This is a genomic window from Lactococcus fujiensis JCM 16395, assembly GCF_002441655.1.
GTDB lineage: Bacteria > Bacillota > Bacilli > Lactobacillales > Streptococcaceae > Lactococcus > Lactococcus fujiensis.
In genome coordinates, this window is the sequence record NZ_JXJU01000001.1 from 283,731 (window position 1) to 307,069 (window position 23,339).

General features: G+C 37.1%; 27 protein-coding genes and 1 pseudogene. 23 read left to right on the forward strand and 5 right to left on the reverse strand.

Annotated features, from left to right (window positions below; all coding sequences use genetic code 11):
* Positions 1-153: 153 nt before the first annotated feature.
* The 10 genes and pseudogenes from RT41_RS01305 (at position 154) to ftsY (ending at position 7,997) form a co-directional block, all read left to right on the forward strand.
* A complete protein-coding gene (locus RT41_RS01305) occupies positions 154-993 on the forward strand; it encodes a replication-relaxation family protein (RefSeq protein ID WP_054638928.1) in 840 nt (279 codons plus the stop codon).
* Positions 986-1,339 carry a hypothetical protein gene (locus tag RT41_RS01310; protein WP_096816937.1) on the forward strand — a complete coding sequence of 118 codons (354 nt, stop codon included), beginning with the start codon at positions 986-988 and terminating at the stop codon, positions 1,337-1,339. Before RT41_RS01305 ends, RT41_RS01310 begins: the two co-directional genes overlap by 8 nt.
* Positions 1,340-1,393: 54 nt before the next feature.
* Positions 1,394-2,396: pseudogene (locus RT41_RS10770) on the forward strand (DNA cytosine methyltransferase).
* 10 nt (positions 2,397-2,406) lie between these two features.
* Positions 2,407-2,601 carry a DUF5049 domain-containing protein gene (locus tag RT41_RS01320; protein ID WP_054638926.1) on the forward strand — a complete coding sequence of 65 codons (195 nt, stop codon included), beginning with the start codon at positions 2,407-2,409 and terminating at the stop codon, positions 2,599-2,601.
* 20 nt (positions 2,602-2,621) lie between these two features.
* Complete coding sequence (locus tag RT41_RS01325; RefSeq protein WP_219524929.1) at positions 2,622-3,272, forward strand: MT-A70 family methyltransferase; 651 nt, start codon at positions 2,622-2,624, stop codon at positions 3,270-3,272.
* Positions 3,256-3,444, forward strand: a complete 189-nt coding sequence (locus RT41_RS01330) for a hypothetical protein (RefSeq protein WP_021721908.1) — start codon at positions 3,256-3,258, stop codon at positions 3,442-3,444. The genes RT41_RS01325 and RT41_RS01330 overlap by 17 nt, the downstream gene beginning before the upstream one ends.
* 82 nt (positions 3,445-3,526) lie before the next feature.
* Entirely contained in the window at positions 3,527-5,164 is a 1,638-nt protein-coding gene (locus RT41_RS01335; RefSeq protein WP_096816939.1) for a recombinase family protein, read from the forward strand.
* 66 nt (positions 5,165-5,230) lie between these two features.
* Positions 5,231-6,043, forward strand: a complete 813-nt coding sequence (locus RT41_RS01340; protein WP_096817021.1) for a Cof-type HAD-IIB family hydrolase — start codon at positions 5,231-5,233, stop codon at positions 6,041-6,043.
* Positions 6,044-6,050: 7 nt separating this feature from the next.
* The gene (locus tag RT41_RS01345) at positions 6,051-6,716 is read left to right on the forward strand and encodes a VC0807 family protein (protein ID WP_096816940.1); all 666 of its coding nucleotides are present in this window, start codon (positions 6,051-6,053) and stop codon (positions 6,714-6,716) included.
* Between the two features lie 66 nt (positions 6,717-6,782).
* A complete protein-coding gene (ftsY, locus tag RT41_RS01350) occupies positions 6,783-7,997 on the forward strand; it encodes a signal recognition particle-docking protein FtsY (RefSeq protein WP_096816941.1) in 1,215 nt (404 codons plus the stop codon).
* 27 nt (positions 7,998-8,024) lie between these two features.
* Here ftsY and RT41_RS01355 read toward each other — a convergent pair whose 3' ends face one another.
* Complete coding sequence (locus RT41_RS01355) at positions 8,025-9,947, reverse strand: fructose-bisphosphatase class III (RefSeq protein ID WP_054638920.1); 1,923 nt, start codon at positions 9,945-9,947, stop codon at positions 8,025-8,027.
* Positions 9,948-10,230: 283 nt separating this feature from the next.
* On the opposite strand from RT41_RS01355, the gene RT41_RS10715 reads away from it, so the two are divergent.
* The 11 genes from RT41_RS10715 (at position 10,231) to RT41_RS01405 (ending at position 19,253) form a co-directional block, all read left to right on the forward strand.
* Positions 10,231-10,353 (forward strand): hypothetical protein, encoded by a 123-nt coding sequence (locus RT41_RS10715; RefSeq protein ID WP_281251364.1) that lies wholly within the window; start codon positions 10,231-10,233, stop codon positions 10,351-10,353.
* 267 nt (positions 10,354-10,620) lie between these two features.
* On the forward strand, positions 10,621-12,429 hold the full coding sequence (locus RT41_RS01360; protein WP_096816942.1) for a BglG family transcription antiterminator: 1,809 nt from the start codon (positions 10,621-10,623) through the stop codon (positions 12,427-12,429).
* 18 nt (positions 12,430-12,447) lie between these two features.
* Entirely contained in the window at positions 12,448-12,789 is a 342-nt protein-coding gene (locus tag RT41_RS01365; protein ID WP_054638916.1) for a hypothetical protein, read from the forward strand.
* A gap of 10 nt (positions 12,790-12,799) precedes the next feature.
* Entirely contained in the window at positions 12,800-13,156 is a 357-nt protein-coding gene (locus RT41_RS01370) for an SFCGS family glycine-rich protein (protein WP_054638915.1), read from the forward strand.
* A gap of 2 nt (positions 13,157-13,158) precedes the next feature.
* Positions 13,159-13,500 (forward strand): DUF4312 family protein, encoded by a 342-nt coding sequence (locus tag RT41_RS01375; protein WP_054638914.1) that lies wholly within the window; start codon positions 13,159-13,161, stop codon positions 13,498-13,500.
* 13 nt (positions 13,501-13,513) lie between these two features.
* Complete coding sequence (locus RT41_RS01380; protein ID WP_054638913.1) at positions 13,514-14,290, forward strand: DUF4311 domain-containing protein; 777 nt, start codon at positions 13,514-13,516, stop codon at positions 14,288-14,290.
* Positions 14,291-14,302: 12 nt separating this feature from the next.
* The gene (locus RT41_RS01385) at positions 14,303-14,995 is read left to right on the forward strand and encodes a DUF4310 family protein (RefSeq protein ID WP_096816944.1); all 693 of its coding nucleotides are present in this window, start codon (positions 14,303-14,305) and stop codon (positions 14,993-14,995) included.
* A 17-nt stretch (positions 14,996-15,012) separates the two neighbouring features.
* Complete coding sequence (locus RT41_RS01390; protein WP_096816945.1) at positions 15,013-16,137, forward strand: amidohydrolase/deacetylase family metallohydrolase; 1,125 nt, start codon at positions 15,013-15,015, stop codon at positions 16,135-16,137.
* Positions 16,137-17,231, forward strand: a complete 1,095-nt coding sequence (locus RT41_RS01395) for a DgaE family pyridoxal phosphate-dependent ammonia lyase (protein ID WP_096816946.1) — start codon at positions 16,137-16,139, stop codon at positions 17,229-17,231. Before RT41_RS01390 ends, RT41_RS01395 begins: the two co-directional genes overlap by 1 nt.
* Before the next feature lies 1 nt (position 17,232).
* Positions 17,233-17,973 carry a 2-dehydro-3-deoxy-phosphogluconate aldolase gene (gene dagF, locus RT41_RS01400; RefSeq protein ID WP_096816947.1) on the forward strand — a complete coding sequence of 247 codons (741 nt, stop codon included), beginning with the start codon at positions 17,233-17,235 and terminating at the stop codon, positions 17,971-17,973.
* Between the two features lie 53 nt (positions 17,974-18,026).
* Positions 18,027-19,253: an acetate kinase gene (locus RT41_RS01405; RefSeq protein WP_096816948.1), complete on the forward strand. Its 1,227-nt coding sequence runs from the start codon at positions 18,027-18,029 to the stop codon at positions 19,251-19,253.
* Between the two features lie 31 nt (positions 19,254-19,284).
* Here the strand turns inward: RT41_RS01405 and RT41_RS01410 are convergent, their stop codons facing one another.
* The 3 genes from RT41_RS01410 to RT41_RS01420 are packed head-to-tail and all read right to left on the reverse strand — an operon-like array spanning position 19,285 to position 20,720.
* Entirely contained in the window at positions 19,285-19,698 is a 414-nt protein-coding gene (locus tag RT41_RS01410; protein ID WP_096816949.1) for a DUF2871 domain-containing protein, read from the reverse strand.
* Positions 19,699-19,700: 2 nt separating this feature from the next.
* Positions 19,701-20,117: a hypothetical protein gene (locus RT41_RS01415; protein WP_054638912.1), complete on the reverse strand. Its 417-nt coding sequence runs from the start codon at positions 20,115-20,117 to the stop codon at positions 19,701-19,703.
* Between the two features lie 48 nt (positions 20,118-20,165).
* On the reverse strand, positions 20,166-20,720 hold the full coding sequence (locus RT41_RS01420; protein WP_096816950.1) for a TetR/AcrR family transcriptional regulator: 555 nt from the start codon (positions 20,718-20,720) through the stop codon (positions 20,166-20,168).
* Positions 20,721-20,811: 91 nt separating this feature from the next.
* Between RT41_RS01420 and RT41_RS10720 the strand changes: the two genes are divergently transcribed.
* Positions 20,812-20,940: a hypothetical protein gene (locus RT41_RS10720; RefSeq protein WP_281251365.1), complete on the forward strand. Its 129-nt coding sequence runs from the start codon at positions 20,812-20,814 to the stop codon at positions 20,938-20,940.
* Positions 20,941-20,987: 47 nt separating this feature from the next.
* Positions 20,988-21,575, forward strand: coding sequence for a TMEM175 family protein (locus RT41_RS01425; protein ID WP_096816951.1), 588 nt, complete (start codon positions 20,988-20,990; stop codon positions 21,573-21,575).
* Positions 21,576-21,626: 51 nt separating this feature from the next.
* On the opposite strand, the gene RT41_RS01430 is transcribed toward RT41_RS01425, so the two are convergent.
* On the reverse strand, positions 21,627-23,294 hold the full coding sequence (locus tag RT41_RS01430) for a glycerophosphodiester phosphodiesterase family protein (protein ID WP_096816952.1): 1,668 nt from the start codon (positions 23,292-23,294) through the stop codon (positions 21,627-21,629).
* Positions 23,295-23,339: the final 45 nt, after the last annotated feature.

Here is a 23,339-nt window from a genome sequence, read left to right on the forward strand (position 1 = left end):
CCTGTCGCACGTCGTTTCGTGCTGAGGAAGGAATAGCAATATTTTGCGAAATAGCGCGAAAAATAATGATAATTCGGACAAGACTCTATTGTTTTCAATCTGAAAACAATAAGAGAGCGCGCCTTAAAAAATTATAATCAAGAAAGGAATCGTATGTCAAAATACATTTCGAAAAAACAAGCCCATGATATTTTTCAGGGATTAACAGAACGTGAATTAAAGATGTTGAAACTACTGAACGAAGCAAAATTTCTAACAACGGACATGATCAGACGACAATTTTTCAACGGCTATCAAACAGAATTAGCAGCCAAACGTGCCACAAATAGAATGACCAAAAAACTAGAATTAGCAGGTATGATTGGCAAATTGCCACGTAGGATTGGCGGTTATGTCAAAGAAACGTATGGTGGCAGCGCCCCAAGTGTCTGGCGCTTGACAGAAGCTGGCTACAAAATTTTAAGATTAAAACACACAGGGTTGCCGCCAAGTCGTAAACATAGAACAGAAGGCAAACCATTGTTTCTGGAACACCAATTAGGCATTTCAGAAATTGCCACAAAATTACGTGAGTTAGTAATCGGAGGCAAAATTTCTCAACTAACCATTGATTTTGAACCAAAGTGTTGGCGAGATTTCAGAAATGCTGGAGAATTCTCCATTTTGAAACCTGACCTTTACGCTTGGCTAATGAATGGCGGTTTTGAGGAAAGTTATTTTTTGGAAATAGACCGAGGAACTGAGAGCCCGAGGCGGATTCTCGCGAAGTGTCAAATCTATGTCAGTTATTTTAATACCGGCATTGAAGAAAAGCGGAGTGGGATAACACCTTATATTGTGTGGTTGGTACCAGATGAGAAACGTTGTGCGCAAATCCTGAATCTGTTGCGGGAGAAGATGCCTGAGGCGAGTATCTTGTTTCAGGTAGTGATTGAAAATGATTTAGTGCCACTAATTATCGGCACAGAAAGTGGAGAGGAAAGCAATGGATAAAAGTCAACATCAAGAAATCGCGGATATTTTGTGGGAGCGACTAGTGGCAGCTTTTAATGATGAGGCAAAACACTATAAGACACTTTATGCCGAAAATGGCTATGGGGAAAGTCGTTTGGGGTCTATTGGCCCTGTTGAAGACCGAGAAGTCTGTCGCCCAGATTGGTGGCGGGAATTGGGTGGGGAGGCTTTGATTGAAAGTGTTGAGCCACCTAAAAATAGACAGATTTTTGGGGAAGGTGTCTCATACGAAGGCTTGGATGATTATTGGGCAATCACTCATTTAATTGAAAATGCTCATCAAGGAGAACAGCTTGAAACTGGAAAGATTTGGTTTGGTAGTTAGCATTTAAGGAATAATGAAAATCTTTAACGAGTCAGTTAAAACGAAAGGAATTAGATGATATTTTTAGATTTGTTTTCAGGCGTTGGTGGATTTCGCCTAGCACTTGAATCTGAAGGACACGAATGATCGGCTTTTGCGACAACGACAAATTCGCGAGAGCCAGCTACAAAGCGATTTCTAACACGGAAGGAGAAAAAGAATACCATGACATCAGAAATGTTAGCGATGAAGAATGGCGTGAGTTTCGCGGGAAATGCGACCTCATCTGCGCCTGCTTCCCCTGTCAAAGTTTCAGTATTGCAGGCAAAAGACGAGGCTTTTTGGATAAAACTCGCAGCACGCTATTCTTCGAAATTGCCCGCGCGATTAAACAAATCCAACCACGGCTTTTGTTGCTTGAAAACGTCAAAGGGCTTTTATCTCAGGGGGGGGCAGACTTTTAGAGTTATCCTCTCCACCCTTGATGGACTGGGGTATGATGTCGAATGGCAAGTACTTAACAGCAAAGATTTCGGCGTGCCGCAAAACCGAGAACGAGTCTATCTTGTTGGACATCTTAGAGGAGAAAGCAGAAGAAAAATATTTCCTCTCGGAAAAACGTTGCGAAAAACTGGTTTGGAAAAATAACCGAATCGCGATTTTACCTCACAAGACAGGCAAGCTGCCGCAGCGGCGTAAAATAGTTCGCGAAAACGGCCTATCGCCGACCCTGCTCGCGAGTTTTGCCCATGAGCCACAGATGATCGCCATCCGAAATAACAGCCGAAACAAGCCCTTTCTGACGGCACAAAACGGCGACAATATTAGTTTACAATCCAACGCGCGCGGTTCCGTTAGAAAGGGGTATAGCGGTACAATTACAACTTCGCCGGATGCGGTGCTGGATGATTGGCGAATCCGAAAACTGACCCCTCGCGAATGTTGGCGACTCCAAAGTATGCCTGAATGGGCGTTTGATCGGGCGCAAAAAGTTTGTTCGGATCAACAGCTCTACAAACAGGCGGGAAATGGTGTGACGGTCAATGTGGTTCGTGAAATCGCGAAAAAATTAAAGTAAAAGGAGATTTATGACAGACACAATTTTTGAGCAAATCATGGCAATTCGCGAAAGCGGCGAAATTAACATGCTGGACGTGAACAGTGTCCAGCGGCTGGCGTTTGAGCAGAATTTTCACGAATTAGTGGATTTTATAGAGGAAGATAAACAGGCTTATTGGAACTTTATCATGACTGGGAATAGAGGAGATTCTTCGCGAATTTAACTGAAAAAATGGAGGAAACTATGAAACAAGAAAACAATAAAACTAAGAAAAAATACTCGGTTGTTTTGGCAGACCCACCATGGGACATCCAACAAAAAGGCGCACATGGCGCCGCAAAACATTATGACCTGATGAATCTGGACGAGATTAGGAAAATGGGCGAAGCGATACAAGCTATTACTGAGGATAACGCTCACCTCTGGCTCTGGGTTACCAATGCAACAATTCCTTATGTGAAGGAGATTTTGGAAGATTGGGGATTTACCTATCGCTCAATTTTGACATGGTGCAAACCTCGCATTCAGCTAGGCGTCTATCTGAGAAATGCGACCGAACAAGTGATTTTTGCGACGAAGGGCAAAGCGCCGGTCGGTTTCAAATCGCAGCCGACTTGGCAATTTTGGCCAGTTCAAGATCATTCGCACAAGCCAGAGGAACTCTATGCGATTATAGAGCGGGTTTCGGGGAAGTTGAACTTAAATGAAGAACAGATTGAGTCAGGTGTGAAAAACAAGAAATTGGAGCTATTTGCACGCCGACCAACGCCCGGTTGGGATGTTTGGGGCAACGAAATAGATTCAGATATCAGTTTCGCGAAATTCGGCTATCCGGTGCCGAGCGATGAAAAGTTTGAAATAAAAGGAGTCGAAGATAATGACAGAGAAAAATAACCTTCAAAAAAACGATGAAAAAGTCGTTAAAAAGGATAATTCGCGAAAAATCAAGATTGGTGATACGACATACATTATCAGCTCGAATTTCACGCCAACCAAGGAAAACAAAGCCGCGCTACTCAAAGTGATTCGACATTTAATGAAAAACGCACGAAAGCCTGATTTATAGTCTTTTATGACTACACTTTTTCGCGAAACAGAGGTAAAATGGGGGTGTAGTAATACACCTCTTTTTACCGAAGGAGACAGATATGACTAGATCATTGACAATTGAATACACCGAAATGAATGAAGGAATGCGTGATATTACCGTACTTTATGCGCGTCTTTCGAAAGATGACGGCAGGAAAACGGGTGATTCGGATTCAATCTTGAACCAAAGGTTGTTGCTTGAAAATTTCGCGAAAAGTGAAGGTCTCAGAAATTGCGTGTTTTTTTCGGATGACGGAATAAGTGGGACGACCTTTAATCGACCAGCTTTTCAAGCGGCGATCCAATTAGTAGAAGCGGGCCGAGTCAAACATTTTATTGTGAAAGATTTGAGCCGTTTTGGACGCGATTACTTGAAAGTGGGTGCTTTTACCGAGGTGGTTTTTCCAGAGAAGAATGTACGGTTCGTCGCGATTAACGATAATGTCGATTCTTTGCAAGAAGAGGATAATAGCTTGGCACCTTTTCGCAACTTGTTTAACGAATGGTATGCCAGAGACACGAGCAAGAAAATCAAAGCGGTGAAACATGCGAAAGGAAATGCTGGGGAGCCGATTAGTGGTACTTTACCTTATGGTTATCTGAAAGGTGAGAATTACAGACAAACGAAAATCTGGCTGGTGGACGAGGAAGCAGCGAAAATCGTCCAAAGAATCTTTCATGAATGTATTGAAGGCAAAAGTCTCTCAATGATTGCGGGCGGGCTGGAACGAGATAAAATTTTGATTCCAGCGCGCCACAAGGAAGCGATTGGCGAACATAGTGCAAAAGTAGGAAAACTACCGTACCGTTGGAGTTTTGATGTGATAGGCTCTATTCTTAAAAATCAGGCCTATCTTGGATACGTGGTCAATTTTAAGACTTATAAAAAATCCTATAAGTCGAAAAAATGTCTACCGAATCCTCGCGAAAAGTGGAAAATTTTTCCGGGACATCATGAAGCGATTATTGATAAAGAAACGTTCGATTTGGTTCAGAAAATGCGAAATTCGCGCCGAACCAGACAAACGCACAATAAGCGCATCGGACTGTTTTCAGGGATGACTTTCTGCGCGGATTGCGGACACAAACATCATTACGACAATCATGAAAACTATAAAAATTACTTTTGTAGCGGACGTGCTTCACGTTTGAGATATTGTGAAAGTTATCATCGAATTCGCGAAGAAGATTTGGCGGAAGCTGTAGCGAATGATTTCGCGAAAATTCAAGCCAAAGTGAACGAAGAAAGCGGAGATTTCGTAGCAGAGCTTCACAGAAAATTTGCCTCGGACGACTTGAAAAAAGTGGCGGAAATGGAGCGGAAATTTCACGAAAATGAAACGCGAATTTTAGAGCTGGACAGCATCATTTCTCGTCTTTACGAAGACAATGTTTCAGGGAAAATTTCAGATGAACGTTTCGCAAAAATGAGTGAAGATTTTGAGAAGGAGCAGAGAAATCTAGAAATCCAAAATATAGCTTTTCGCGAAAAAATAACGAAAATAAAAGCCGACTGTCAGAACGTGGATAATTTTGTGAAACTCGCGAAAAGCACGGCCTTGTTGGAAAATTTAACGCCTGAAAAAGTTCGTGAATTGTTGGAGCGCATCGAAATTTCAGAAAAAACGTTAAGTGAGGACGGAGAAAAAACGCAAAAAGTACGATTTTTCTACCGATTTGTCGGGGCGTTGGAATAGATTCTAAAACGGCGGAAAACAGGGGAAATGGTGGTTTTGAGTTATGGGGTGTGGTATAATGAAATCATGAATGCTGAAATAAAATTAATTGCGCTCGATTTGGATGGAACTTTACTCAACTCCAAAAAAGAGATTTCAAAAGAAAATATTACTGCGATAAAAAAAGCGCGTGAACAAGGGGTTCATGTAGTTATCACAACTGGCCGGCCTTTAATTGCTATTCATCACCTCTTAGATGAACTTGATATGACCGATTATAATGATTTTTCAATCACCTTTAATGGGGGACTCGTTCAACGAAACACAGGGGACATTCTTTCCAAAAAGACATTTAATCTAGCCGAAGCTTCGGATATTAAGGAAATGACCAACCAACTTGGAATGCCTTGCGACCTTTTAAGTGAAGGCACTGTGCTCATGACTGATTCTGCAGTTCCTTCACTTTATCCAAAAATAAATAAACTGTTGACATTTAAACAATCTAATCTGGATCAATTAACAGCAGACACGATTATTAATAAGATTGTTTCCTGTCAAGAAGCTGATTTTATTGATTCAAAAATTCCATTGTTTCCAGCAACATTTTTTACAAAGTATGAAATTTTTAAATCACAAGCCAAGTTAGTTGAATTTATGCCCAAAGGAATAAATAAAGCTTATGGCCTTGCTCAATTAGCTAAAATTCTTAATTTAAAAGCTGAGAACGTGATGGCAATGGGAGACGAAGAAAATGATATGTCTATGATTGAATGGGCTGGCTATGGTGTAGCGATGGGAAATGCGGTAGAGAAATTGAAGAAGGCAGCCAATATCATCGCTGACAGAACCAACGAAGAACATGCAGTTGCGTCTGTCATTAATGAATATGTCATTAAATAGAGATGAAATGAAAAAAAATAATAATCAAATTAGAAATTTAACGGTATCTTTCATTGTCGCTTTCATTTTGCCTGTCATTGCTTATGGCATTTTAAAATGGTTACATTATTCGGATACAATGGCGTTGGGCGTGGCGACTGCTTTTCCCGTTCTTTTGACCATCTACTCTGCGATTCGCAAAAGAAAGATCAACCCAATTGGTCTGGTTGCGGTCTGTGGTTTCTTGATTTCGATTTTAGCCGTTTATTTGACGAATGGAAATGATATGGCATTTAAGCTCTGGCATCCCATATTGACGGGAGCAATCGGCATCGTCTTATTGTTTTCAGCAGCAATTAATCATCCAATAATGGGGATATTGTCCAGAAATAAAGTTAAGGCAGCTTTAGAAGAAGAGGTTTATGATACCGAGGAAGATAAAGCAGCTGATTTAGCTGAAATGCATCGTTTTTTCATGATTTATACCTTGTTTATGGGGATTGTATTTGCTTTACATGCGACGTTGACTATTATGCTTGCCCTGGCAGTTGGAACCACTCAATTTGTACTTTTGTCTAAAGGAATTGATATCGGTTCAATTATTATTTTGGCAGGCGGAATCTATTTGATTAATCGTCGTCTCTCTGAAGATGAAATTCAAGATACAGAAAAAAATGACGATCACTCAATATAATTCCATCATTTAGAACAAGAAATGTTGGAAATGTAATAATTTAACAAATTAGAATTGGAGAACCACATGGGACTTTTTGACCGCTTATTTGGTAAAAAAAAGGAAAAAGAAGAAGCACTTGATCCGGTAGAAATTAATCATAAAGAAACGGTTCAAGAAATTGAAAATGAACCTGCAGTTTCGCCAGTTAGTTCGGCCGATACCACAGATGAGGCCAATAATATTGAATCACAGCAACCAGTTCGATTTGATAAAAGTGAAAACGAAATCAATGCTGACACTCGTATCGGTGAAAATGACGAAGAAGCAATCACTATTGATGTCGATGCTTTGGCTGATATCTTTGCCCAATCACGAGAAGAAACGGAAAAGAAATATGAAAATTCTCTTTCTTTAACAAGAAATACATTTAAAGAAGGCTTTAATGAGTTATTTGCCAATTTCCGTACGGTTGACGAAGAATTTTTTGAAGAGCTTGAAGAAACATTGATCATGTCCGATGTTGGTGTAGATTTGGCCATGGAGATTACTAAAGAACTTCGTCAAGAAGCAAAATTGACCAAAGCTAAGTCGGCTGATGACCTCCGTCAATTGATTGTTGAAAAAATTGTCGATAAATTTGATGAAGATAAACTGCCATCAATCCTGACGATGGAAGACGGCTTAACCGTGTTCTTATTTGTTGGTGTGAACGGTGTTGGAAAAACGACAACCATAGGTAAATTAGCTGCTCGCTATAAAAATCAGCATAAGAAAGTTTTGCTGGCCGCCGCCGATACTTTCCGTGCAGGAGCAATTGATCAATTAGTTGAATGGGGACGACGTTCAGATGTTGAAGTGGTCACAAAAGCCGCTGGTTCCGACCCAGCTAGTGTCGTTTATGATGCGCTTCAAAAAGCTAAGGCTGAGCATTATGATATTTTAATGATTGACACAGCAGGACGATTGCAAAATAAAGACAATTTGATGAAGGAATTGGAAAAAATTGGGAAAGTGATTCGTCGTGAAATTCCAGATGCACCACATGAAACAATTCTTGCGCTCGATGCTACAACTGGTCAAAATGCCATTCAACAAGCCAAGGAATTCAGCACAGTCACTCCAATTACAGGAATTGCACTGACAAAACTTGATGGTTCAGCAAAAGGTGGGATTGTCTTGTCTATAGTTCAAAGTTTAAGGATTCCAGTAAAATTAATTGGATTAGGCGAAAAAATAGACGACTTACAGGACTTTGATGAAGAATTCTTCGTTAGGGGACTTTTCAAAGAACTTTTATAAAATAAAAAAATCTCGTAAGAGATTTTTTTAATAGCGGTCATAATTGTCATATAAAATTTCTAAATCAGCAATGTCTTTAAGTAGCTGCTGACCAATATTTGTATCTCGGACCCGTTGTCTTGTTTCAACTTTATCGACGAGGCGCTTTACGGAAATCATATCTCGACTTTCTTTAACCGCTTCCTCAATTGAACTAAAAGGTTGATGTGCGGAAAGTTGCATACCGAAGCTATTGTAAAGAAGTGTATAACCTGCTATGCCTGTTTCTTTTTGATAGGGCTTAGAAAACCCACCATCAATGACAATTAGTTTTCCGTCAGCTTTGATTGGGTTTTCTCCGTTTTTTTCTTTGATTGGGGTGTGCCCGTTGATTAAATGTCCCTCAGATGAAAGGCCAAAATTTTCCAAAATGTGACTGATGGTTGAACTTTTTTTCCGCAATGCATAATAGGCATTCTTTATTTCAGCATGCGTTTTTTTATCAGCGATGTAATAACGTTCAAAAGTTGTCATTGCTTTTTTTCCAAAAAGTGAAGAACATTCTCCGACCCACAGATACCAAAGCAAATCCGTTGCTAAATCATCTGGAACTTCTGGATGAAGAAAACTTTCGCGTACTTTTCGATCATAGAAATCGAGTAAAGCTTTGCCTGAGTATGCTTTTTCTTCTATTCGAAATGATTTAAAGTCTCCATTTTCGTGCAATGGAAGGCAGCCGTGGATGAGCAAATTTCCATTATAGCAAAGATACATTCCTCCTTTTTCTAGTAAAAATTGAACATGTTTATGCAATTTTTCAGAAGTTTGAAAATTTGATAATAAGTGGTCTGTTAAATGAAGCTCTTCGAACGTAAGTTTTTCAGGTGCTTGAGGATCAATTGTGGGCGCATTGAAATCAACTAAGGGATAGATTTGTTCTTTTATTTTGATGGTCTGATCTGAAAAATTAATGTGCTGTAGAATATCACGATCATCGAGAATGAATTCAGGTCGCCGTGCAATCAGTTGGCTTTCAAGTTTAAATTGAAGTATTGCGGCTGCTTGTTGCAGTCGATTGAGCAGGTCCATTTCATCTTGGGTGACGAATTTCCCCTCAACCAAGTGGGGTGCGAATGCTGCTAATGGTTCATAATATTTTTGAGCATATTCGATCAAGGGTCGCAAGTTGATACCATAGGAATCTTCCAAAATATCAAGATTTCCATAGCGGGCTGATACTCTTAAGACATTCATCATTGCTAAAGGAGAGCCGGCAATCGTTGCCATCCAAACAATGTCATGATTTCCCCATTGAATATCGACAGAAGGAAGGCCCATTAATCGATCGATAATTTTATCAGGAAAAGGGCCACGGTCATAAATGTCTCCAACCACGTGCAAATGGTCAACGGTTAATCTTCGGATTGTATCAGCAAGTGCAATCATTAAATTTGAAAGTTGTCCTAATTGGAGTAATTTCTGGATGATCGACTCAAAATAATTTTTTTTGTCCGTTGAAAAGGCCTCTTCAATAAGGAGTTCTTCCAAAATATATCGAAATTGTTCAGGAAAAGCTTTACGTACTTTAGAACGAGTATATTTTTGACTGACATATTTGCATGCTTTTATGAGTTCAATAAGTTTTTCTTGACACCAGAGATCAAAGTCAAGTAAACAAAGGGTGTCTTTTTGATAAGTCAATTTATCTTGAGGATAATAGATTAATGTTGATAAGTCAGAAATTCGTTCTCCCGAAAAATCTGGAAAACATTCTTTCAACTTTTCTTTTATTGAGCCAGAACCATTACGCAAAACATGGTTGAAAGCAGCATATTCGCCATGAATGTCACTCACAAAATGTTCTGTTGCTTTTGGGAGTTCACAAATTGCGCTTAGATTAATGATTTCAGTCAAGACTGCTTCACGATTTGAAAATTGTTTCTTTAATAAATGTAAGTATTTTTCGTCCATCTTTTTCCTTTTTCAAATTTCTATCATTAGCGGTACATTTTTAAATTATAGCACTTTATTGTCCTTGAATTATTAAATAAAGGTGTATTTATTAATATATAAACTATTAAATGTCTATCTAATAACAACTTCTCTATTTTTAGTGTGATATTGTATCTAATTGATGCAAATGATTCAGCATTTGAAGGGGGTTCCGTTAATATATCTTGAAAGTGAGCCCTAAAAGTGCTAAAATATTGAAATGGATGTATTCGCACATGAATACAAATGAAAGGATATTAAGATGTATAAATCACGTAAAGCTGGAAAACGTAACCGTAAAAGTGGTGGACACAAACACTTTGACAAAGTTGGCGTTAAAACTGTTGTAAAACCTGAAGTAGCTGAAAAAACAACTGAAAAATAATAGTTTAAATTGAGAGAACACCTACTGGTGTTTTTTTTTTACAAAATTATATAAAATATATTATTTATTGGTCTATACTGTTATCTATTATGTATTTATGTTAAAATAAAAAAATAGCGCTATCATTTCCATAAAACCCCATAAAAAGATGCACTAAACTTGGTGCATCTTTTATTTCATCTATTGCACTTTAACAAAGCCATAGATTTTGTATTTTTTTTAGGTAAAGCGTTTACTATAATAGAATTATCAAGTAGAAAGTATTAAATGAAAACAAATTTAACTGTAAGACAAATTGAAATTGCTAAATTTTTATTGAATAACTCAAAGTATGTCACATCTAGTCTTTTATCACAAGAATTTGATGTCAGCGTAAGAACCATTAAAAATGAAATGCGTTTGATTAGTGACTGGGCAGTTGAACAAGGTGAGCAAATTACTTCACAAAGAGGAAAGGGGTACCGATTTTTAACAGAAAAATTACCAAAAGAAGAACTGATTCAAATTTTGAATTCGGAAGTGAGACAAAATTCGCCTCTTGATCATAAAATGCGAGCTAAACAGATGATCATTGACTTCTTTTCATCCTCAGGTCCCTTGACAAGTAATTATTTTGCTGATAAGTTTTTGGTTTCTCAAAATACAATTGTCAATGATCTGGTTATTCTGAAGAAGGAATTAAAAAAGCAAGGGCTTGAATTAGATAGCAGTCATTGGGGTTACTCGTTATCAGGGAGCGAATTGAAAATCCGCAATCTTGTTTCAGATTTATTGGAAGCTGAATTCACGAATTTCGACTTGAGCGCATTGCTCAATCACCATGAATTTAAGAAAAATTTTAATCAGGTTTTATCCGTATTTAACAATGAATCCTTGAGTGAAATTTATCGTGTTATTATTCCCCAAATTACGAGGAGACTTCCAGAAATCCAAGAAAATGAAAATTATTTATCATTGTCTTTGGTGATAAGAATTTGTTTATCTTGCCAAAGATTAAAAAATTACTGTTCAGTCGGAACGACCCCTGTGCATGAAAAAGTTGAAGAAACAATAGTTTCGAGTATTTTAAATGACATCTACGATTTGTTTGGGTTGGCCAAATTTGAAGAGGAATTTAACTATATCCTCTCTGAACAAAAATTAAGCACAAAAATTAATGCACGGATACTTACCAAAAAAGTGATTCAGCAAGTCAGCGAAGAGATGAATGAAAATTTCGACGAGGATAGTTTACTATTTCAAAATTTATACACTCATTTTTCAATGCGATTTTCAAAGGATCATTTATACCTCAATGAATATAATCCATTTGAAATTGATATTAAATCCAAGAATGACCAACTTTTCAGGGAAATAAAAATTGCCCTTGACAATAATTTGCCTGATGAAATTAGATTTGATGATTCTTTTATTGCTTATGTTGCACTTCATTTTCTTACATCGATTGAACGGAAAAATCAATTGGGAAGAAAAATCAATGTCCTTTATGTCTGTTCTACCGGTGTGGGTGTTTCATCATTTATTGAGCAAAAAATATCCAAAGAAGTTGACCATATTCGGATCATTGGATTTGCTTCTGTATTAAATTCAAGAAAATATATCGATTTGCTAAATCCTGACTTGGTTATCAGTATTTTTCCAATCAACAATGTCACGACACCTGTGATTGAGGTGAAAACATTTTTATCCGAGATTGACCTTCAAAGGATTCAATCCCAAGTTAATTTTTTACTTGACGCAGGTCTTGGTTCAGTGGAACGGTCAAATGAAATGAATACAGGGACCTCTAAGGCTTTAGTTTGTGAGCAAAGTCGAGATGTTCTTATTAAAGGTTATATGGTATACGAAGCTTTTATCAATCAATTTGAAAAAATGATTAGTGAAGATTTTAAAGAAAGTATTTTATTACATATTCTCCTTATGACGCATCGTATTATGTTTAATCAACAGTATCAAGATATCATTGAAGATCTTGAACGAACGAAATTAAAAAATATTATTAAATCATTATGCAATGATAATGAATTAGAAATAAATGATTCCGAAATAATTGCATTAATGCGGTATTTGGAATAAAGCTCGAAAGGAGTGAGTGTGCCAGATTTACAAAAATTAATCGATGAACAGTGTCTTAAAAGTCAACATCCTGAGGAATTCAAAACATTGGTTACAGCAATTAACAATGAATTGAACAACGATGGACTGGAGCCAAGCGAGATTCAATGGGTGATTTTATTGAATCATGTTGATGAAATGTTGACGCGAAATCACAATGAAGAATATTTACCAGAAATGGAAGCGACCTTGTTTGCTGAATTGACGGATAAATCACTGGAAATGGCCGTTAATATTATCAAAAGTAACCAAAAATTGGCTGAAAATGAGAAATATTTATTAGCAGTACATATGGAAAATATTTTAGGAAATATAAATTAAGGAGAAAATCATGGTAAAAGTTGTAATTGGAGACAGAATGGGCAAAGGGCAAAATATTGCTAAGGGAATCGAAGCTGCAGGCGGTGTTGCGATTGTTATTCCAGGAATGGCAGCAGATATGCGTCTTGGTGACGTAATGAATCGTGAGCAAGCGGAGCTTGGACTTTCATTTTGTGGTTCAGGAGGTGCTGGTGCGTTGACAGCTGCCAACAAATATAAGTATACCGAACGCCACGGGATGAGGTCAGTCCAAGAGGGAATTACTGCGATCAATGATGGAATTAAAGTTTTAGGCTTTGGTTTCATGGATACAGAAGAATTAGGGCGTTCTCTTGTTGAGGCATATAACAAGAAGTTTGGAGTTTAAAAATGATAAAAACTGTTGAAAAAGTAATTGTTTCAGGGACAGGAAAATCGAAAAATGAAGCGTTTGCAGCAGCTTTGAATCAAATTCAGACGGAAATTTTGAAGAACACAAACGATGTTATTCTACGAATTGAGCCTGAAGAAATAAAGATTATCAAAGCAGAAGAAAAAGTATGGCGTGAGAAATTTTTATTTTTCTTCTTCCCTAGAACACGTTCTGAATTTTCAATTAAACTGGAAGCTCAAGTTCAATGCGCTCGACTTTTGCTCAATGATATTGAATTTGAAATTAACAATGAAAATCCAGAAGGAATAAAAATTCCTTTGATCAATAAAACAATTTAAGAAAGGTAAAATAATGAATTTTATCGTAATTATTGAATCCATAATTATAGGTGGATTGATGGGCTTCTCTGCTGGTATGGGGGCTTCAAGAATGTTTAATGCCCCTACTGTTCAAGCACTCGGTGCATTTCGTACGCTTGGTGAAATGAATGCCTGTGAAGGTGATGCCGCGTCACATTTTTCTTTTGGACTCGGTTTCTTCTTCAATGCATGGGCATCAACGGTTGCTGCTGGAGCCTTTACTCAAGATGTCACGCACCGTGTTTTGCCAAACTGGGCAGCAGCATCTTTGCTTGTGCGCAATAAAAATTTCAAACAAACGGTTGAGAATCCTAAAAAAATGGCCATTGCAGGGGCAATCATTGGAATTATCGTTGTTACATTCTTGAATGTGACAACAACTGCGATCCCGTCAAGTCTTAAAGTAGCTGCAGTCGCTGTTTTAGTGCCAGCAGCAACGATCTTGATTAATACGGTAATGCCAATAATTTTCTGGTTGGCTGCTTTAGATGCTGGAAAGCGGACAGGTTTCTGGGCTACACTTTTTGGTGGTTTGGCTCAACTTGTGATGGGAAATGCAGTGCCAGGTGTTGTTCTTGGAATTTTGATTGGTAAAGGGGTCGACGAACTTGGTTGGACACGTTTGACCAAAATTATGATGACCGCAATCATTTTGCTCTTTGTCCTTAGTAGCTTCTTCCGCGGAATGGATTTAACTGCATTGGAACAATTCAAATTGCAGGCGCCAGAATGGCTTAAAAATATGCACGAAATGGTGACAGGAAAATAGGAGACATTATTCATGGAACAAGCAACGCAAATCAATGATTCGCTCGATATTGAGCAAATGAAAGAAAAAAGTTTTTGGTACGCAGATTGGTCATTTCCAATTATGACAGGTTTGATGGCTGCAGCTGTTTTTGCAGGGACGTCAATGTATATTACTTACGGAACAGGTGCGTTTAATGAAGTTGCCTTTGTTTCAATGCTAAAAGCTGGACTTGAAGGTGGATCATACGGTCCTGTGGCAGCATTTGGAGCAAGTTTCCTTTTTGCTCGAATTCTTGAAGGTTCTCTTGTCGGAATTCTTGATTTAGGAGGTTCAATTTTAACTGGTGTCGGCTTAGGAATTCCTGGGATTTTATTGGCAGCGAAAATTGATGCCCCTGTGAAAAATTTCTGGTTGGCTTTGCCTACCGGTTTGGGAATTGGTCTTTTAATAGGAGCAATCATCATCGGAATCCGAAAAGTGACGATTAACGGCAAAGGGGCTCAATCGACTTTTGGTGCAGATATTATGATGGGTGCCGGAAATTCATCAGGTCGATTCCTCGGTCCCCTCATCATTCTTAGTGCTGGTTTAGCTTCGATTCCAATTGGAATTGGTGCAGTCATTGGTGCTTTAATCTTTTACGTATGGAAAAAACCAATTGCAGGTGGTGCAATTCTCGGAGCAATGATTATGGGAGCCTTATTCCCAGTTACGCTTGGTTAAAGAAAGTCAGGTATGAAATGGATGATATAGTAATTCTAAATGCTAAAACGGTGAATCATGAGACAATTGAGCTCGCGATTTCTGAAGGTAAAATTTCTTTTGTTGGAAATCATTATGAAGGTCAAGCAAAAAAAGAGGTTGATGCAAAAGGAGCATTTTTATCAGCAGGTTGGATTGATTCACACGTGCATTGTTTCCAAGACTTAGATTTATATTATGATTATCCCGATCAAATTGGTGTTACAAAAGGTGTGACGACCGTAATTGATGCAGGATCAACAGGTGAAAATACAATTAAAGACTTTTACAAATTAGCGAAAGAGGCTGAGACAAATGTCTATGCTTTGATGAATATTTCAAAAGAAGGAATTATTCGGCAAGATGAACTCGCGGATTTAAGAAAAGTCAATGAAATCCTAAATTTGGCAAGAATCCATGAGATGAAAAACTTTATTGTCGGCTTGAAAGTTAGGATGAGCAAGTCGGTCATCGGTGACAACGGGATTACGCCATTGAAAATGGCTAAGGAGCTTCAGCAAAGAGCAGAGCTTCCGCTCATGATTCATATTGGGTCAAATCCTCCAGAATTAAACGAAATTTTTAATGAATTAGATGCAGGTGATGTGGTAACACATTGCTTCAATGGTAAATCTAATGGCATCCTTGGCGATGATGGTAAAGTAAAAGCTTTTGCTAAAGCCGCTTATGAAAGAGGTGTTCGTTTTGATATTGGTCATGGCACTGACAGTTTTAATTTTGCTGTGGCGCGTGAAGCTTTCAATGAAAATATCAAATGTCACACGGTCAGTACTGACACCTATATTCGAAATCGAAAAAATGGACCAGTTTATGATTTAGCAACAACACTGACTAAATTACTTCATATTGGTTATCCTTTAGAAGAATTGATACCGATGGTTACGGAGGTTCCAGCGCAGACATGGGGCTTTAAAAATAAAGGAAAATTAGAAGTCGGAGCAGACGGTGACATTAGTTTATTTAAATTAGTGAATGAGGAAGTTCACCTCGTTGATTCAAATGGCAATGTTGAGGTGACAAACGAAGCGATAATTCCTGTTGGATGCACAGTCGCTGGAAAATATTTCACGAGTTTCACTGAGAGAGAAGGATTGAAAAAATAATGACCATTCACAATAAATTTAAACTGCAAAATGTGATTAATGCATCTGAAAAAATGACCATCTTGGGTGTCTCAAGAATCAGTGATTCAGTTGCTGCGGCTCAAAAAGAAGCAGGGCAAAGTTTTTTCGTCATGGAGGAACTTACGAAAGCGACGGGTCATTACCTTGCCGATTTAATTGGAGCGGAAAATGCAACAGTTTTATCTAGCGCAAGTGCTGGAATTGCTCAATCAACGGCAGCCATCATTGGTAAAGGTGACTTATATCATGTCTACCATCCATTTACTGATCGCATCACAAAACGTGAGATTGTTATTCCAAAAGGACACAATGTTGATTATGGAACGGGTGTTCAAGTCATGGTCGAATTAGGTGGTGGTAAAGTCATTGAAGCAGGTTGGGCAAATAAATGCACGCAAGCAGATGTCGAAATGGAAATCACTGAAAACACAGCGGCTCTCCTTTATATTAAGAGCCATCACGCTGTTCAAAAAAGTATCCTTTCCGTAAGTGAGATGGTAGAAGTAGCGAAACGAAATAAGCTCCCTTTGATTGTTGATGCGGCTGCTGAAGAAGATTTGAAAAAGTTTTATCAAATGGGAGCTGATTTAGTAATCTACTCAGGTGCCAAAGCAATCGAAGCACCATCGTCTGCTTTGCTACTCGGTAAAGACCAATTTATCAAATGGGTTCAGTTGCAAAGTAAAGGCATTGGACGCTCAATGAAAATTGGGAAAGATAATATTGTTGGACTCGTAACTGCGATCGAAGAATACGTGAAAAATGGGCTTGAAAGTAAAGAGAGCCAAGAAAATAGATTACAACCATTCATTCAGGGCTTAAACGAAATTGAAGGGATCAAAGCGACTGAAGTGCAAGACAGTGCAGGCCGTGAAATCTACAGGGCCAGTGTTCGTGTCAGTTCTGATCGAAAAAATGCCTTAGACCTTATTCAAGACCTCAAAAATGGTGAAACAGCTGTATACACGAGAGAATATCAAGCCAATAATGGCATTATTGAATTTGACGTTCGCTCTGTCAGTACTGATGAGCTTCATCAAATCATCAGCAAAATTAGAAAGATAATGGAATAAAATGAAAACAACACCAAAATATTATCAAGATCGCGTATGCTTAAATGTATTAGCAAATTCAGTACAAAATGCAAAAGATTGCTTTGACGCTGCAGAAGGCCACGTTTTATTGGGCGTGCTTTCTAAAAATTATTCGACAGATGAAGCTGCGATCGAAGACATGAAAAAATATTCAGAAGCAACTGAAAATGCACTTTCAGTAGGTTTGGGTGCGGGAGATCCAAATCAATCTAATATGGTTTCGCGACTTTCAAAAGTTTTGCAACCTCAACACGTCAATCAAGTATTTACTGGCGTTGGAACAAGCCGTGCCCTGCTTGGACAAAACGAGACGATTGTCAATGGTTTAGTCAACCCAACTGGTAAAGTAGGATTGGTCAATATTGCAACAGGCCCACGATCATCAAAAACAAGTGCTGCACAAGTTCCAATCGAAACAGCAATTGCACTTTTGAAAGATATGGGAGGGTCATCAATTAAATTCTTTAATATGAAAGGGTTAGAGCATATCGAAGAATATAAGGTGGTAGCAGCTGCATGTGCAGAAAATGATTTCTATCTTGAACCAACTGGTGGCATTGATTTAGAGAACTTTGAAGAAATTCTTCAAATTGCTCTCGACGCTGGTGTGAAAAAAATTATTCCGCATGTATACAGTTCAATAATTAACAAAGAAACTGGAGACACGAATGTTGAAGATGTTAAAACATTATTAGCAATCGTAAAGAAAGTTGTCAAATAAACAGCTAAAGCCTTCAATTTTATGAAGGCTTTTTTATCTAATAGGTAGGGAAAATGGGAAAAACGTTATCTGTCAATTCTGGATCATCATCATTAAAATGGCAATTATTTCAAATGCCTGAAGAAACAGTGATTGCAAAAGGAATATTTGAACGTATCGGGCAAGAGCAGTCAACAATGAAAGTGGAATTTGCAGGGGAAAAACACAGCAATGAACAGAAAATTATTGACGTTCAACAATGTGTTTTATTACTGCTTGATACGCTCATTCACTATGGCTTAATCAATGATTTTCGCGAAATCACTGGGGTCGGACATCGTGTCGTTGCTGGGGGTGAATTATTTAAAGCTTCTGTCATTGTTGATGAGAAAGTTTTAGGAGAAATTAAAGAATTAGCACGACTGGCTCCATTACACAACTTGGCAAATCCAGCTGGAATTGAAGCATTCATGAAACTTTTACCCCAAGCCTTACCTGTTGCGGTGTTCGATACTGCTTTCCATAGTACCATGTCCGAAAAAGCCTTTCTATATCCCATTCCTAAAAAATATTATGATGAATATAGCATAAGAAAATATGGTGCACACGGGACTTCACATTATTATGTCAGTCAATTAGCAGCAGAAATGTTGAACAGACCAATCGACGAATTAAAACTAGTCTCTGCTCATATTGGAAATGGAGCCTCAATAACCGCTATTGATGGAGGGACATCAGTTGACACTTCAATGGGCCTAACGCCACTCGCAGGGGTTATGATGGGAACACGGTCAGGTGACATTGACCCTTCTGTCATTCAATATCTCATTGAAAATGTTGCCCATTTAAATAATGCAGCAGCGGTATTGGATGAGTTAAATAACAAGTCGGGAATTTTGGGTATCAGTGGCCTAACAAGTGACATGAGAGACTTAAATGATGCGCGTGCATCTGGAGATAAAAATGCTCAATTAGCTTATGACATGTTTATTGACCGACTAAAAAAATATATTGCTCAATACATCGGACTCCTTAATGGAATTGATGCGCTCATATTTACTGCTGGAATTGGTGAAAATGATGAGGCTGTCCGCCAAGATATTATAGAGGGCCTTTCTTGGTTTGGAATGGAGATTAGCCCAGAATTAAATATTCGCGGTGCAAATGGCATTATTTCAACTGCACAATCGAAAGTAAAGGTTCTTGTAATTCCAACTAATGAAGAGCTTGTCATTGCACGAGAAGTCGAAACATTTCGTCAACTCTGGTTTAATCAAACTTTTTCGAAAGGGATTGCTTGAACGCAAAATAAAAAGACATCAACGATGTCTTTTATTTTAACAATTCTTTTTTGATTCCGAATAAGAGCAGTAAAACGGCGATCATTATCCCAATGTGTGATAGACCAGCCATCCCAGAAATCATTGCATCCATGCCATGTGAAAGTTCAACTGCTTTAACTTGCAAGACCCCTCTGACCGTCATCATGATAATCATCAGACCAAAAGAAATATTGTAAATCGGATAAAAATACTTGTAAAGTCGGTTATGTTCAAGGTCAGTCATTTTGTAGAGGAGGGCAATGAACAGAAAAACTGCGGTCCCGAGAACGAGGAGATGGGTGTGTAAAACAGCAAGGACTGTTTGTCCATTGAAGTTATTAAATTTTGTAAAGTCACGATAAAAAACGCCACTTGCCATTGCAATAATAAAATAAATAATCGAGGTATTCATTACTTTTTTCATGTTTATCTCACTTTCTTTTTCTCTTTAAAATAGTTCAAACCAAACAAAAGTCCTGCTAAAAATAATGCGGCGCCTAAACCAGTATAGAAGAAGGCAATAAATTGCTCCGGCAGGAGATGAAGGACACGGATTAATATTCCGCCAATCATCATGACAGCCATAATAATAAAGGACTTAACATCAAAAAACTTCAAGAAAAATTGTTTGTCGTCCTCATATTCACGAATTCGCTTGGTGTGTTTAACTGTAAGTTTATGAAAAATCATAAACCAAAAAATTAAAAAGACCACAATAGAAAGCAGATAATTTAGTGGCGATAGGTATTTTGAATAAAGGTCTAATCCGATTTTTAAGACGTTAAATCCAGCGACCATCCAGACAAGACTTGCAATAAGTAAAAGGTTTAATTTTTTTACCATAAGTTTCCTTTCCCAATGTGAACAATGTTCATTTTGCATCAAAAAAAATTAATAGATTGAATTCTGAACGAATTTTATTAATCCATTATTTTTGTCATCACTCAAAATAACATGTAAAAATAATTCAAAAACGTAATCTACAAATTTTTCAGCGGTTAAATTGTCATCAAAAACATCAGGACGAATTTTTTTGTCAATAATTAATATTTTAACTAAACTTTCCTTAATGTGAGACCAATAATCGTAATTTGTTTGAAGTGATTGAGCAGAAGAACCGATTGAAATCGTGATGGCTTGTGCCGAAAAAAAGTGGGGGTATAATGCTTTCCCTTTTTCGATACTCCATAATAATTCCTCTAGACACTTTACAAATTCGTCATATTCGAAACTCTTTTCAGAAAAATGGAATATTTCTGCCCAAATTGCGCCTGTCGTTTCGCTTACTAATTGATCCTTCGAAGAAAAATAGTTATAAATGGCACCGATAGAAACGCCGGAATGTTCAGCGAGAGAACGTATACTGATTCCTTTTAAACCCTGAGCTTTGACTATTTCCTTACAATGATGAATCAAAATTTCTTTGGAAGTGATGGAATTATTCATGCGTTATTTCCCTTCAAGGTGAACACTGTTCATTTTAATATTTTACACAAACTTTTTTAACAAGTCAAATAAAGATACTTGAAAGAAAATAATGATGAAAAAATTTGAAATAATAAGAAAATATGAAAATGGAACTGGTGTCAAAGAAATCAAATTGAAAAAGAATATGATAGGATTTGAACATTTTACAAACATTGCCTCTTGTGTTAAAATTATTTAACTTATTCGTCATAAAAGACAATCAAGTTGCTTCAGTAGGAGAAAAAAATGAAAACAGATAGAATGAGTGCATTTACTGACGGTATTGTGGCAATATTAATTACCATTATGGTTTTAAACTTAAAAATACCTGCGGGTCCTAATTGGTCAGATTTATTTAAATCGCGTGATGTATTTATTACATATTTAGCTAGTTTTATTATCTTAGCCATCTTTTGGAATAACCATCATCACTTATTACATTTGATTAAATTTGTCACTGGAAAAGATTTATGGTGGAATATCCTCTTGCTTTTCTTTATGAGTTTTATTCCTTTTTCAACTGAGTGGATAGCACATTATATAGACAAAAGTACACCCGAAATTTTTTATGCGCTTAATATATTACTCGTTGATGTCGCCTATAATTTGTTAAGTTATAATATATTAAAGAAATCAAATTTCAAAATAAAGGAATCCAAGTGGATGTGGAAAGGCGTTTTTTCTATGGCTGCACTAGTTGTTGGAATCGCCGGTGCATTCCTTTTCGATATTCCACAACTTTGCCTTATCAGCAGCATCATTAGCCTTATCCCGTGGGCTGTGCCAGATCAACAAATTGAAAAGTATATCAATTCAAATCACCCGCTCACCTAATGTTTTGATAGACCTCAAAAAAGGACATCATTGATGTCCTTTTTTGTTTGACTAAAAATCAACGCGTTTGAATAAAAGGGATCCGCGGATTACATTCGAAAAGTGAGGATGTTTCGCTATTTGTTGCAAATAATTACGCGTAAACCCTGGAGTGTCTGTGATGAAACCCTGTACCCCATAAGCAAAAGTGGTGGCTAAATCCACTTTAGAATCGATTGTCCAAGCATAAATTAACTTGTTGTTACTAATCGCCTGATTTACTGTGTTTTGATTCAAACTAGAGTATTCAATCGAATAAAATTGGCTTAATTTGGAATTATTGATGGTGTTGTTGACGGGGGAAAGGAGGCCTAGATCATTATCTAAATACTTATGAATACGAGCGAGAGAATTTTGATTCAATGATTGTAATTGAGCGTGGTTTTCTGCCAATAATTTACCATATTTTACAGCAAATTCTTTCAATTCATTATTTGAAACGGTTTGATTGAATTTTAGTTCGACAAGGATTTTTTGATTTAATGAATTTGCTAGCTCCAAATAAGCTTTGAAATTTGTTAATTTTGTTTTCTTTTGATTTGAAATAAAAGAAATATTTTTTAAATTATCCCAAGAATAGTTTTGAATTTTGTAAGATTTTCCATCAATAGATGTAATATTTGCGTCATGACTTAAGACATATTGGCCATCTTTTGTTTTTTGAATATCTATTTCGACATAATCAGTTTTAATACCATGGGCTTTTTTTAAACTCGCGATCGAATTAGGGATATCAGTTTTCTTCGAAATCCCCATGTGTGCGATGATGAGATAGTCCTGATTTGTCACATGCAGAATTTTTCCAGATAAAAATATTGAAGAAAAACCAACACTTAATGTGGCTATAAATAAAACCATTTGTGTGCAAATCGCCCATTTTTTATTAGAGTTAGCGTTAGATCCAAATGAATCAGCTATAAAAAGGAGTAAAATTTCTGCAGTTGTGAAATACAAAGCACCAGCCAAAATAGAAACGAATAAATTTGTAGTTGAAACACTTAAGCCACGTGAATTGAAGAGGTCAATGACCGACTGAAGCGCGGTTAATAATAGGACTAACCCAGCTAATTTTCCAAAAATTATGAGTAAATGACTAAAATTTTTCAAAAAAGTATTTTTTGTTGCTTGCCAGCTTTTTTTCATTAAATTTTCATGTTTTATGTCATCAATGATAAGATAATGCAAAATATTTTTTAAACGAATAGCAATAAGGATTACAATTGCATAAAATAACCAAAAGAGCCCCCAAATGTACTGGTTTGAAATCATTGAGAGGAAAGTTTGAGGAATGGTAATATAATTAGCAATCGGGACTCTTAATCCCAATTCATTAAGTGGCCAAAATAAAAGAATAATCCCGAAAACAAATCCATATAATTTAGGACGTTTTGCGGCATTTAAGAATTTCTTCCAATGCAATTCCTCATTTATTTTCAACTCAAAAAGGATAAGAATCATTACAAAGAAAATAAAAATGAGGAAGTAGCCAAAGAGATTTAATATGTAAATCAAGCCATGATCTAAAAAGAAGGTACTCAAATTTTTTACACTAGAAGTATCAATCTTGTAGGCTTCTGGGGTATATTGAAGTAAAATTTGATTTAAAGTTGATGCGAAGTAATTAAATCCAAAAAGTGTAATCATCAAATATACTGTAAATTTAAGTTTAGCTCGATTCATATCCAATGCTCCTTTTTAGAATAATTACGAATTCAATAATTTATG